General features: G+C 57.0%; 13 protein-coding genes. 6 read left to right on the forward strand and 7 right to left on the reverse strand.

Annotated features, from left to right (window positions below; genetic code table 11):
* The first annotated feature begins 9 nt into the window (after positions 1 to 9).
* Entirely contained in the window at positions 10 to 1,230 is a 1,221-nt protein-coding gene (locus V1587_RS19925) for an MDR family MFS transporter (protein WP_371897930.1), read from the forward strand.
* 5 nt (positions 1,231 to 1,235) lie between these two features.
* On the opposite strand, the gene V1587_RS19930 is transcribed toward V1587_RS19925, so the two are convergent.
* Positions 1,236 to 1,580: a nitrous oxide-stimulated promoter family protein gene (locus tag V1587_RS19930; RefSeq protein WP_371897929.1), complete on the reverse strand. Its 345-nt coding sequence runs from the start codon at positions 1,578 to 1,580 to the stop codon at positions 1,236 to 1,238.
* Positions 1,581 to 1,757: 177 nt separating this feature from the next.
* Here V1587_RS19930 and V1587_RS19935 point away from each other — a divergent pair, with 177 nt between their 5' ends.
* Together V1587_RS19935 and mutS are read left to right on the forward strand one after the other, a co-directional pair.
* Positions 1,758 to 1,988, forward strand: coding sequence for a SymE family type I addiction module toxin (locus tag V1587_RS19935; RefSeq protein WP_371898028.1), 231 nt, complete (start codon positions 1,758 to 1,760; stop codon positions 1,986 to 1,988).
* A gap of 113 nt (positions 1,989 to 2,101) precedes the next feature.
* Positions 2,102 to 4,663 (forward strand): DNA mismatch repair protein MutS, encoded by a 2,562-nt coding sequence (mutS, locus tag V1587_RS19940; protein ID WP_395314466.1) that lies wholly within the window; start codon positions 2,102 to 2,104, stop codon positions 4,661 to 4,663.
* Between the two features lie 92 nt (positions 4,664 to 4,755).
* On the opposite strand, the gene V1587_RS19945 is transcribed toward mutS, so the two are convergent.
* From V1587_RS19945 to V1587_RS19955, 3 genes are read right to left on the reverse strand one after another with little or no spacing between them, the layout of a single operon-like run.
* Positions 4,756 to 4,977 carry a non-oxidative hydroxyarylic acid decarboxylases subunit D gene (locus V1587_RS19945; RefSeq protein WP_003862116.1) on the reverse strand — a complete coding sequence of 74 codons (222 nt, stop codon included), beginning with the start codon at positions 4,975 to 4,977 and terminating at the stop codon, positions 4,756 to 4,758.
* A gap of 10 nt (positions 4,978 to 4,987) precedes the next feature.
* Positions 4,988 to 6,415: a non-oxidative hydroxyarylic acid decarboxylases subunit C gene (locus tag V1587_RS19950; RefSeq protein ID WP_048029223.1), complete on the reverse strand. Its 1,428-nt coding sequence runs from the start codon at positions 6,413 to 6,415 to the stop codon at positions 4,988 to 4,990.
* Positions 6,405 to 7,007 (reverse strand): non-oxidative hydroxyarylic acid decarboxylases subunit B, encoded by a 603-nt coding sequence (locus tag V1587_RS19955; RefSeq protein ID WP_371897927.1) that lies wholly within the window; start codon positions 7,005 to 7,007, stop codon positions 6,405 to 6,407. Before V1587_RS19955 ends, V1587_RS19950 begins: the two co-directional genes overlap by 11 nt.
* 172 nt (positions 7,008 to 7,179) lie before the next feature.
* On the opposite strand from V1587_RS19955, the gene V1587_RS19960 reads away from it, so the two are divergent.
* On the forward strand, positions 7,180 to 7,587 hold the full coding sequence (locus tag V1587_RS19960; protein ID WP_023294441.1) for a MarR family winged helix-turn-helix transcriptional regulator: 408 nt from the start codon (positions 7,180 to 7,182) through the stop codon (positions 7,585 to 7,587).
* On the opposite strand, the gene V1587_RS19965 is transcribed toward V1587_RS19960, so the two are convergent.
* On the reverse strand, positions 7,584 to 8,471 hold the full coding sequence (locus V1587_RS19965; protein ID WP_371897926.1) for a LysR family transcriptional regulator: 888 nt from the start codon (positions 8,469 to 8,471) through the stop codon (positions 7,584 to 7,586). The two genes, V1587_RS19960 and V1587_RS19965, sit on opposite strands and share 4 nt — an antisense overlap.
* 108 nt (positions 8,472 to 8,579) lie before the next feature.
* On the opposite strand from V1587_RS19965, the gene V1587_RS19970 reads away from it, so the two are divergent.
* Both V1587_RS19970 and V1587_RS19975 read left to right on the forward strand, forming a co-directional pair.
* The gene (locus V1587_RS19970; RefSeq protein ID WP_371897925.1) at positions 8,580 to 9,782 is read left to right on the forward strand and encodes an MFS transporter; all 1,203 of its coding nucleotides are present in this window, start codon (positions 8,580 to 8,582) and stop codon (positions 9,780 to 9,782) included.
* Positions 9,779 to 10,159, forward strand: a complete 381-nt coding sequence (locus tag V1587_RS19975) for a DUF4440 domain-containing protein (RefSeq protein WP_371897924.1) — start codon at positions 9,779 to 9,781, stop codon at positions 10,157 to 10,159. The genes V1587_RS19970 and V1587_RS19975 overlap by 4 nt, the downstream gene beginning before the upstream one ends.
* A 51-nt stretch (positions 10,160 to 10,210) precedes the next feature.
* Here the strand turns inward: V1587_RS19975 and rpoS are convergent, their stop codons facing one another.
* Positions 10,211 to 11,203 carry an RNA polymerase sigma factor RpoS gene (gene rpoS / locus V1587_RS19980; RefSeq protein WP_008499600.1) on the reverse strand — a complete coding sequence of 331 codons (993 nt, stop codon included), beginning with the start codon at positions 11,201 to 11,203 and terminating at the stop codon, positions 10,211 to 10,213.
* Positions 11,204 to 11,262: 59 nt separating this feature from the next.
* Positions 11,263 to 12,387, reverse strand: coding sequence for a murein hydrolase activator NlpD (gene nlpD, locus V1587_RS19985; protein ID WP_008499601.1), 1,125 nt, complete (start codon positions 12,385 to 12,387; stop codon positions 11,263 to 11,265).
* Between the last annotated feature and the right edge of the window lie 21 nt (positions 12,388 to 12,408).

The raw sequence follows: 12,408 nt of genomic DNA on the forward strand, positions 1-12,408 counted from the left end.
TGAACAACGATGCCCCTTCGCCCTGCCAACACGCTCTGGCCGCCCGTCTTACTGGGTAGCCAGTTTGTTTTTAACATTGGCTTTTACGCCGTTGTTCCCTTCCTGGCGATATTCCTGCGCGACGACATGCTGCTCTCCGGCGGGCTGATCGGGCTGATCCTCGGCCTGCGCACGTTCTCTCAGCAGGGGATGTTTATCGTCGGCGGTGCGCTCTCGGACAGGTTTGGCGCGAAAGTGGTGATCCTGAGCGGCTGTATTGTTCGCGTTGCGGGGTATCTGCTGCTGGCGTTCGGAGGATCGCTTTGGCCGATTATTCTGGGCGCGTGTCTGACGGGCGTGGGCGGCGCGCTGTTTTCTCCGTCGATTGAAGCATTGCTGGCGAAATCAGGCACGCACAGCGAGGCGAAAGGTAAACGAAGCCGCGCGGAGTGGTTTGCGCTCTTTGCCGTCTGCGGGGAACTCGGCGCGGTACTGGGCCCGGCTGCCGGCGCCCTGCTCACCGGCCTGGGCTTTCGCCAGGTGGCGCTGGCGGGCGCAGGCGTGTTTGTCATTGCGCTAGTGGTGCTCTACTTTTGCCTGCCTGCTGCTGGTCACCGTTCACAAACGCTGAAAATGCAGCCCTGGTGGACAACGTTTCGTCAGCCGCGCTTTGTTGCCTTTATCATTGCCTACAGCTCGTGGCTGTTAAGCTATAACCAGCTTTATCTGGCGCTGCCGGTGGAGATCCAGCGTTCTGGCGGTGACGAGAAAGATCTCGGCCCGCTTTTTATGCTGGCCTCCGTTCTGATCATCACCTTACAGCTGCCTCTGGCGCGTTTCGCCCGTCGCTTGGGCGCGGTGAGAATTTTGCCGGTGGGATTTTTGCTGCTTTCAGCCGCCTTTGCGAGCGTGGCAACGTTCGCCCCAATGACGCCGCCGGAAGGCTGGCTGCGCTTATTGCCTTCCGTCTGCTTTGTGACGCTGTTGACGCTGGGACAGATGCTGCTGGTGCCATCGGCTAAAGATCTGATCCCCCGGTTTGCCGAGGAATCCACGCTTGGCGCGCATTACGGTGCACTCGCCACCGCTGGCGGAGTCGCGGTACTGACGGGGAATTTGCTGTTTGGCAGTCTGCTGGATAGCGCGCTGGTGCCCTCAACGCAGGCAATCTATCCCTGGCTGCTGCTGGCCCTCTTCCCGCTCTGCAGCGCGATAGCCCTGAGTGTGATTTGCCGCCCGCTGAGACGCTGAAACGATCACTTTTTCGGTCGGTACTTCTCCGGCAGTTCCGGCACGGGACGGCGGTCATCCATAAGGTGACGAACGGTCAGGATAGGATGACGCCATAACATACGCGGACCAGCCCAGCGCATAACCTGCTTCATCTCTTCACGTCTGGCAGGCTGATAGCAGTGTACGGGACACTGCCTGCAGGCAGGCTTTTCCTCACCGAAAACGCACTTATCCAGGCGCCTATCGGCATACGCGTTGAGCGCCTGATAATGCCCTTCCTCCTGAGATGCCTGCGGGCACTGCTTTTCATACAATGCGATCATTTTCGCGATAGTCTCTTTTTCTCGTGAGATACGTTTACCGGACATAACGGCTTACCGAACAATAAAGTGCATTAACAATACACTTTTCAACGCTGGATTTCAGCGGTTGCATTTCGTTTCCTGAAGCCTGATTCCAGTTTTAGCCCTGCACCGACCGATAATCACTGGTATTTTATACAGGTATCAGTAATGACTTTTTTATCCGTGCCGTTGGGAGACCCTATGCAAGACATCGCTATCAACAAACCCTATCGCCATTTAACAGTGGGATATTTCAGAAAGCGCCATGAAGACCGCAATACCAAGATACCGAAGCGCTACAGCGTGCATGCGGCGCTGAGCTTAAAAGGAGACTGGCTTGAACAGGCGGGGTTTGCCACCCATTCCCGGGTTCGGGTAGGCGTAGAGCATGGAAAAATAGTGATTGAGTTAATGCCGGAAGATGCCTCGTAAAGCCACGACATTTTTCTGCGCCGGACCTTTTTTTCATGCGACAATAGAAGGAACAAACGGCCACTGAGCCGCTCAAAACGGTTTATATTCAAAGAAATGGACATCATAACTCCATGAGCACACTCGACAATTTCGACGCACATACGCCGATGATGCAGCAGTATCTGAAGCTGAAGGCACAGCATCCGGAAATTCTGCTGTTTTACCGTATGGGCGATTTTTACGAGCTGTTTTATGACGATGCTAAGCGTGCATCGCAGCTGCTCGACATCTCGCTGACCAAACGTGGCGCATCGGCAGGTGAGCCCATCCCGATGGCAGGCATTCCGCACCACGCGGTAGAAAACTACCTGGCGAAGCTGGTGAATCAGGGTGAGTCCGTTGCCATCTGCGAACAGATCGGCGATCCGGCAACCTCAAAAGGCCCGGTGGAACGCAAAGTCGTGCGCATCGTCACGCCTGGCACCATCAGTGATGAAGCCCTGTTACAGGAGCGACAGGATAACCTGCTGGCAGCGCTGTGGCAGGACGGTAAAGGGTTTGGCTACGCGACGCTGGACATCAGCTCCGGGCGTTTTCGTCTGAGTGAACCGGCTGACCGTGAAACAATGGCTGCCGAACTTCAGCGCACCAACCCGGCAGAATTGCTCTACGCCGAAGATTTCGCCGAAATGGCGCTGATTGAAGGTCGTCGCGGGTTGCGCCGTCGTCCGCTGTGGGAATTCGAAATTGATACCGCGCGCCAGCAGCTGAATCTGCAGTTTGGCACCCGCGATCTGATTGGCTTTGGCGTTGAAAACGCTCCGCGCGGGCTGTGTGCGGCCGGTTGCCTCCTGCAGTACGTGAAAGATACCCAGCGCACTGCCCTGCCGCACATTCGCTCTATCACCATGGAGCGCCAGCAGGACAGTATCATCATGGATGCCGCCACGCGCCGTAACCTGGAAATCACGCAGAACCTGGCGGGTGGCGTAGAAAATACGCTCGCGTCGGTCCTCGACAGTACGGTCACGCCAATGGGCAGCCGCATGCTGAAACGCTGGCTGCATATGCCGATTCGCGATACCGCAACGCTGGTTTGTCGTCAGCAGACGATTGCTGCGTTGCAGGATCGCTATAGCGAGCTGCAGCCTGTCCTGCGCCAGGTGGGCGATCTGGAGCGTATCCTTGCTCGTCTGGCGCTGCGCACGGCACGACCGCGCGACCTCGCGCGGATGCGTCATGCTTTCCAGCAGCTGCCGGAACTGCGTGCGCAGCTGAGTGACGTTGACAGCGCGCCGGTACAGAAACTCCGCGAAACCATGGGTGAATTTACCGAACTCCGCGAGCTGCTGGAGCGCGCCATTATTGATGCGCCTCCGGTTCTCGTGCGTGATGGCGGCGTGATTGCTCCGGGCTACAACGAGGAGCTGGACGAATGGCGCGCGCTGGCCGACGGCGCGACGGACTACCTCGATAAGCTGGAAATCCGCGAGCGAGAGCGTCTTGGGCTCGACACCCTGAAAGTGGGTTATAACGCGGTACACGGTTACTACATTCAGATCAGCCGCGGGCAGAGCCACCTGGCGCCGATTCACTACGTTCGTCGCCAGACGTTGAAAAACGCCGAACGCTATATCATTCCCGAGCTGAAAGAGTACGAGGACAAAGTGCTAACCTCGAAAGGGAAAGCGCTGGCGCTGGAAAAAAAGCTCTATGAAGAGCTGTTCGACATGCTGATGCCGCACCTGGCCGACCTGCAGCTGAGCGCCAGCGCGCTGGCTGAGCTGGACGTGCTGGTGAACCTGGCAGAGCGCGCGGAAACGCTGAACTACACCTGCCCAACCTTTACCGACAAGCCCGGCATTCGCATCACTGAAGGCCGTCACCCGGTGGTCGAGCAGGTGCTGAACGAACCGTTCATCGCCAACCCGCTGAGCCTGTCCCCGCAGAGAAGAATGCTGATCATTACCGGTCCGAACATGGGCGGTAAGAGTACCTATATGCGTCAGACGGCGCTGATTGCCCTGCTTGCCTATATCGGCAGCTACGTTCCGGCGCAAAATGTGGAGATTGGCCCCATCGACCGCATATTTACCCGTGTCGGAGCTGCGGACGATCTGGCGAGCGGTCGCTCAACCTTCATGGTCGAGATGACAGAAACGGCAAACATTCTGCATAACGCGACGGAGCACAGCCTGGTGCTGATGGACGAAGTCGGACGCGGAACGTCAACCTATGATGGACTGTCGCTGGCATGGGCCTGTGCGGAAAGCCTTGCTAATAAAATCAAAGCCATGACGCTGTTCGCCACCCATTACTTCGAGCTGACGCAGCTGCCGGAGAAAATGGAAGGGGTTGCGAACGTTCATCTGGATGCGCTGGAGCACGGCGATACCATTGCCTTCATGCACACGGTGCAGGATGGCGCGGCGAGCAAGAGCTATGGCCTGGCCGTAGCGGCGCTGGCAGGCGTACCGAAAGAGGTGATCAAGCGCGCGCGTCAGAAACTGCGTGAACTGGAAAGCCTGTCACCAAATGCGGCGGCGACGCAGATTGATGGCACGCAGATGTCGCTGCTGGTGCCAGCGGAAGAGACATCGCCTGCCGTGGAAGCGCTGGAGAACCTCGACCCGGATTCACTGACGCCGCGTCAGGCGCTGGAGTGGATTTATCGCTTGAAGAGTCTGGTTTAGTTTTCTGCGGTCTGTTTTGTCGGGTGGCGGCTTCGCCTTACCCGACCTACAAAACCCGTAGGCCCGGTAAGCGCAGCGCCACCGGGCTTTCTTTACAGCAGCGGCGGGATCGTCGGCACCTGCGGCGCCTCATCAATATCCTTCTGCGTCATGCGGAACGCTTCCGGGTAATGCTCGCGGCTGGTACGGCGCAGCGGTTCAGTGTCGCGCCAGGTATAAAGACAATGCTGGCACTGATAAACGGTCCAGACCCCTTTCACCGGTGACGTCGCCATCACTTCAATATGCTCATCGGCACAACGTGGACAAATCATCTTTTCCTCCTTATTGGCGTGCAGCCAGCATCGCGGTCAGTTTTTCAGCCCAGGCTTTGGTTTCGGGGAGATCCTGTACCGGCTGGCTATAGTGGCCCCGGGTATCCGGTGCGACAGGCGTGGTCGCATCGATAATCAGTTTGTCGGTAATGCCCGCCGGACTGGATCCTGGATCGAGTTCCAGCACCGACATGTTCGGCAGCTGCACCAGATCGCCCGCCGGGTTGACCTTCGATGACAGCGCCCACATCACCTGCGGGAGGTTGAACGGGTCGACATCCTCATCCACCATGATCACCATCTTCACGTAGCCCAGGCCGTGCGGCGTGGTCATGGCGCGCAAGCCGACCGCGCGGGCAAAACCGCCGTAACGCTTTTTGGTGGAGATAATCGCCAGCAGGCCGTGGGTGTACATCGCGTTCACCGCCTGCACTTCCGGGAACTCCGCTTTCAGCTGCTGGTAGAGCGGCACGCAGGTAGCCGGCCCCATCAGATAATCAATCTCGGTCCACGGCATACCGAGATAAAGGGATTCGAAAATCGGTTTGGTGCGGTAAGAAACTTTGTCGATACGTACAACCGTCATGTTGCGGCCACCGGAGTAGTGCCCGGTAAACTCGCCGAACGGACCTTCAATTTCGCGCTTACGGCCTTCAATCACCCCTTCCAGGATCACTTCAGAACCCCACGGCACGTCGAAGCCGGTCAGCGGCGCGGTGGCAATCGGATATGGGCTTTCACGCAGCGCGCCGGCCATTTCATACTCTGACTGATCGTATTTCAACGGCGTCGCGCCCATTAACGTAATGATCGGATCGTTGCCAAGGGTGATCGCGATCGGCAGGTCTTCGCCGCGCTCCTCCGCTTTGTGAAGATGCAGAGCGATATCGTGCATAGGTACCGGCTGCAGACCGAGCTTGCGCTTGCCCTTCACTTCCATGCGGTAGATGCCGACGTTCTGCTTGCCGAAGTGATCCGGATCGAGCGGATCGCGCGAGACGACGCACGCTTTATCGAGATAAAAACCCCCGTCGCCGTCGTTCAGACGGAACAGCGGCAGAATATCGAACAGGTTAATGTCTTCGCCGTCCACCGTATTCTGTGCCCAGGCAGGGTTGGCGCGGCGCTCTGGCGCAATCGGGAATTTATCCCAGCGGCGAATAAACTCGTCGATCTGCTTTTTCACCGGCGTGTTCGCAGGCAGCCCCATCGAGATGGCATGGTTCTGCCAGGAGCCGATGGTGTTCATCACCACGCGGGCATCGGTAAACCCGCGAATGTTGTCGAACCACAGCGCGGGCGCGCCGTCACCGATGCGGCCGGTCGCGTTGGCTGCCGCCGCCAGATCGGGCTCGGCGTTTACCTCTTCCTCAATTTTCAGCAGTTGCCCTTGCTCATCGAGCGCCTGCAGGAAGCTTCTCAAATCATCAAATGCCATCTTTATTCTCCTGTGAAAAATGTTTCGCCTCCCGCAACCCGTTCCAGCGGCGCGCCTTTTTATGCTCCAGACCAAACTGGTCAAGCACGCGGGTCACAATATGCTGGGTAATGTCATCGGCGGTTTGCGGGTGGTTGTAATACGCAGGCATAGGCGGCACCATCGCCACGCCCATGCGGGAGAGCGCAAGCATATTCTCCAGATGAATGGTGCTGAGTGGAGTTTCACGGGGCACCAGCACCAGCTTGCGCCCCTCTTTCAGCACCACATCCGCCGCACGGCCCACCAGCCCTTCGGCATAGCCCGCGCGGATCCCGGCCAGCGTTTTCATACTGCAGGGAATGACGATCATGCCGTCGGTACGAAACGAACCAGAAGAGATAGTGGCGGCCTGGTCAGCCGGGCTGTGGACAACGTCAGCCAGCGCAGCAACGTCCTGCGCGGCGTATGGCGTTTCCAGCTCAATGGTGGTTTTTGCCCACTTTGACATCACCAGATGCGTCTCTACTTCCGGCATTTCCCGCAGCGCCTGCAGCAGCGCCACGCCCAGCGGAGCACCCGTTGCCCCCGTCATTCCCACGATTAATCTCATTCAACACCTCAATCAATTTGTTCGTACACGAACATTGTGAGTAAACTACTCCCGGATCGATTTCCTGACAAGATTGTTCGCATACGATCACACGAATTGCTAAAAAATGCCGCGTTAAAATCCAGAGCAAGAGCGGCTATCATAGAGGGAGATTTTTTCCGTCGGAGTGTTCATGGAACTAAGACAAGAGGCGTTCCACCTGTTACGTCAGCTTTTTCAACAGCATACCGCCCAGTGGCAACATGCATTACCGGAGCTGACCAAGCCGCAGTATGCGGTGATGCGCTCCATTGCCGAGCATCCGGGCATCGAACAGGTGGCACTGACTGAAGTCGCGGTCAGCACGAAAGCGACCCTGGCTGAGATGCTCAGCCGCATGGAGGCGCGCGGGCTGGTCAAACGCGAGCACGATCCGGCCGATAAGCGACGACGGTTTGTCTTCCTGACCCCAGAAGGTGAGGCCCTGCTTGCAGACTGTAAGCCGGTAGGCAATGAGGTTGATGAGGCCTTTTTAGGCCGCCTGAACAAGGCCGAGCGAGAGCAGTTCTCGGCTCTCATCAAAAAGATGATGCACGATTAATTCACGCAGGTGCGCATAAAATCGATAAAGGTGCGCACCTTTGCTGACACATGCCGGGCATCAGGATAGACCGCATAGATGCCCTGCCGCGCAAAAGTATATTCCGGTAACACCGGGACCAGTTCTTCCGCATCAAGCGCATCGCGCACCAGCCATTCCGGCAGTAACGCCACGCCACCGCCTGCGAGCGCAAAAGCCATAAGGGCCTGAGCGCTGTCGGCAAACAGGCGCGGCGCTTTTTTTATCTCCAGCATATCAGGTGCACCGCTGGCATCTTTCACCTGCCAGCGCAGCGGCGAGGCCAGACGCTCGTGGATGATCCAGTCGGCTTGCGCCAGCTGCGCAAGCGATTCGATCGGGTTTCGCGCAAGCCACTCGGGCGTTGCGACGGGGAGAATAGAAAAGTGAGAAATCAGTGCGGCGTGGTTGCGCGAATCGACAAGCGTCCCCAGCCGGATGGCGACGTCAAAGCGCTCCGAGATAAGGTCGGCGTGCAGAGACGACGAAACGTGTCGCACGCGAAGATCCGGGTGCTGCTGGCTAAACCTGGCCAGCAGCGGCACCACGACCCGGGAGCCATATTCAGGCGTAGTCGTGATCCGCAGTTCACCGGTAAGTCCTGCATGGTTCGCGCGGACATCTTCCTGCAGCCGTTCGGCATCCTTCAAAAGCGCCACGCAGCGCTGATGAAACAGCACGCCAGCCTCGGTTAACGTCAGGCGGCGGGTGGAGCGCAGCAGCAGCGTAACGCCCAGCTCATCTTCAAGCTGGCGGATATTGAAGCTGACCACAGCTTTTGTCAGCCCCATTGCCTCGGCTGCGGCAGTGAAACTGCCGGTATCGGCAACCGCGACAAACATCTGCGCCCGCTGTAGGTTAATCATCCTCACGCCTTTTACTGTCAAAATATTTTTGACAGTATATCGCGCTTTGTCAGGTTTATCCGTGCTTCCCGGATCGATACGATACGCCACCTCACCGGAGGATCCACCATGACGTATCGCAGCAAAGTTGCCGTTGTCTATTTGCTGGGCTTTTTTCTTGATTTGATCAACATGTTTATTGCCAGCGTCGCGTTCCCGGCAATGGCTCACGCCTTTACTGCCACGCCTTCTGTGCTTGCCTGGGTCAGTAACGGGTATATTGCCGGCCTGACGCTGGCGATCCCGTTCAGCAACGTGCTGGCGCGCCGCATCGGGCCAAAGCTCATTATTCTGCTTTCGCTTTTTCTGTTCAGTGCAGCCTCAGCTGCGGCGGGCCTGTCTGCAACGCTGGAAACGCTGATCGCCTGGCGAGTGCTTCAGGGCGTTGGAGGAGGCTTACTGATCCCGGTCGGACAGGCGCTGACCTGGCAACAGTTTAAGCCTCACGAGCGCGCCAAACTCTCCTCGGCGGTGATGCTGGTTGCGTTGCTTGCCCCGGCCTGCTCCCCGGCTGTCGGCGGCATGCTGGTGCAGACGCTGGGCTGGCGATGGATCTTTTTCGTCACGCTCCCGGTGGCTATCGTGACCTTTGTTCTGGCCTGTCTGTGGCTTAAACACGAAAAACCCACGATGAACGCGGCCAGACTGTTAAACCTGCCCCTGCTCGAGAACCCACTTTTGCGTTTTTCCATGCTTGTCTATTTATGCGTCCCCGGCATATTTATTGGGGTGAACGTCACGGGCATGTTTTATCTTCAGCACGAGGCGAACATGAGCCCAGCCGCAACGGGAATGCTCATGCTGCCGTGGTCGGTGGCATCGTTTATCGCCATTACGGCGACGGGACGTTATTTTAACCGTATCGGCCCCCGGCCGCTGATCGTCATCGGCTGCCTGTTGCAGGCGGCGGGTATTCTGCTTTTGATTGACGTCAGTTCGTCAACGCTGTTGCCTGTCGTCGCGTTTACCCTGATGGGCGCGGGAGGAAGCCTGTGCAGCAGTACGGCTCAGAGCAGCGCGTTTCTGACAACGCGCCGGGACGAGATGCCGGATGCCAGCGCGCTATGGAATCTCAATCGCCAGCTGAGCTTTTTTGCCGGTGCCCTGCTGCTTGCGCAGGTGCTGAACCTGGCGCAGTCGTGGCTGACAGCGCACGACGCCTGGCACGCAATGTTTATTTTTGCCGCAGGCATGACCTTGCTGCCTGTACCGTACGTTTTTCGTCTTAACAATACGCAGGTGCTAAACCAGCTGCGACAGGAGAATTCATGACGCCTTTCGAACACGACATTATCGACCTCCACATTGCGCTTGAAGACTGGCTAGGCAATGGTGAAGGCGATCCCGACACCCTGCTCTCCCGTTTCCGTCCCGATTTTCTGATGATCCCGCCGGGCGGTGTGCAGATCGACTATCGCGGCCTGGCCAGTTTTCTGGAAAAACAGCGCGGAAGCCGTCCCGGGCTGAAGATCGTCATTGACGAATTAACCACGATCCAGAGCAGCGATCGAGGTGCAGTACTTCACTACCGGGAGACGCAAACCCGGCCGGACCAGCCCGTTAACGTGCGCTGGTCAACCGCGGTGCTTAGTCAGGAAAGCGACAAAATAACGTGGCGTCTGCTGCACGAGACGGCGGCACAGCCGTAACACAAAAGAAAAAGCCCGTCTCACGACGGGCCTTTTTTGACGAAAGGTTGCTTATTCGCGGAACAGCGCTTCGATATTCAGACCTTGCCCCTGCAGGATTTCACGCAGGCGGCGCAGACCTTCAACCTGAATCTGACGAACACGTTCACGGGTCAGGCCAATTTCGCGGCCGACGTCTTCCAGTGTCGCAGCTTCATACCCCAGTAAACCGAAACGACGTGCCAGCACTTCACGCTGTTTGGCGTTCAGTTCGAACAGCCATTTGACGATGCTCTGTTTCATGTCATCGTCCTGCGTGGTGTCTTCCGGACCGTTATCTTTTTCATCGGCCAGGATGTCCAGCAGCGCTTTTTCGGAGTCGCCACCCAGCGGGGTGTCGACGGAGGTAATGCGCTCGTTGAGACGCAGCATACGGCTTACGTCATCAACCGGTTTATCGAGTTGTTCGGCAATCTCTTCTGCGCTTGGCTCGTGGTCCAGTTTATGGGACAACTCGCGCGCGGTGCGCAGATAGACGTTCAACTCTTTGACGATGTGAATCGGCAGGCGGATCGTACGGGTCTGGTTCATAATAGCCCGTTCGATGGTCTGACGAATCCACCAGGTCGCGTAGGTTGAGAAACGGAACCCGCGTTCCGGGTCAAACTTCTCAACTGCGCGGATGAGACCTAAGTTGCCCTCTTCAATCAGATCCAGCAGAGCCAGACCACGATTGCCGTAACGGCGGGCAATTTTCACGACCAGTCGCAGGTTACTTTCAATCATGCGACGACGCGAGGCAACATCACCACGCAAAGCACGACGTGCGAAATAGACTTCTTCTTCGGCCGTTAGCAGTGGGGAGTAACCAATCTCCCCAAGGTAAAGCTGAGTCGCGTCCAGTACACGCTGTGTGGCACCCTGCGATAACAGCTCTTCTTCAGCCAAATCGTTATCACTGGGTTCCTCTTCTACTAAGGCTTTTTCGTCAAAAGCCTCTACTCCGTTCTCATCAAATTCCGCGTCTTCATTTAAATCATGAACTTTCAGCGTATTCTGACTCATAAGGTGGCTCCTACCCGTGATCCCTGAACGAGACACCCTGGCTGGCATGCCCCGTCAAATTATCGCTGCGGCAAGTACTGCAGCGGGTTTACGGATTTCCCCTTGTAACGAATTTCAAAATGCAAGCGTGTAGAACTGGTTCCGGTGCTACCCATGGTAGCGATTTTTTGCCCCGCCTTAACTTCTTGTTGTTCCCGGACCAGCATTGTGTCGTTATGGGCGTAGGCACTCAGGTAATCATCGTTGTGTTTGATGATGATAAGATTACCGTAACCGCGCAGAGCGTTACCGGCATACACAACGCGCCCGTCTGCGGTCGCGATGATAGCCTGTCCTTTACTCCCTGCGATATCGATCCCTTTATTTCCCCCTTCGGAGGAAGAGAAGTTTTCGATAACCTTGCCGTCAGTCGGCCAGCGCCATGCAGAAATCGGCGAACTGGAGGTCATACTGCTGGCAGTCGGTTCAGTAGAGCTAACCACAGGTGCCGTTACCGGTGCTGTGACAGCAGTCGCAGTACCTTTATTATTCGGCAACATTTTGTTAGCAGTCTGATCACCTGAATCCTCAGAATACGTAATTACAGGTTGTGAAGCAACCACCGTGGTGGATTTTTGTGCAGGCTTAACGCTGTTATTTTGAGCCGTTACATCCGCCGCTGAAACCGTGTTGCCAGGGGTCAGCGGCGTGCCCGTCGCGTTGCCCACCTGGAGCGTTTGCCCGACTTCCAGACCGTATGGGGCCTGGACGTTGTTGCGCTGCGCGAGGTCACGGAAATCGTTCCCGGTGATCCACGCAATGTAGAACAGCGTATCGCCGCGTTTCACGGTATAGGTGCTGCCACCGGTATAGCTGCCTTTCGGAATGTTCCCATACTGGCGGTTATAGACTATGCGGCCATTTTGGGTCTGAACAGGCTGTTCAACTGGCTGAACCTGCATTGGCTGTGTAACAGGATGTTGCACAGGCTGAATTTGTGGTGTTTGCTGCGGCGCAGCAGTTCCCATTTTAGGTGGCGGCGTGATTAACATTCCGCTGGACGTGTTACCGGAGCCGCTGTTTCCGCCGACGGAACTGACGGGCGCAGGCGCGTTGTTAGAACTTGTACAGCCTGCCAGCCAGAGCGAAACCAGTGATAATGCCGCAACACGGCTGATGGTGAATTTAGGGCTTCCCGCGCTCATTTATCCCCCAGGAATGTGTTA

Source organism: Enterobacter sp. ECC-249 (assembly GCF_043965265.1).
GTDB lineage: Bacteria > Pseudomonadota > Gammaproteobacteria > Enterobacterales > Enterobacteriaceae > Enterobacter > Enterobacter quasiroggenkampii.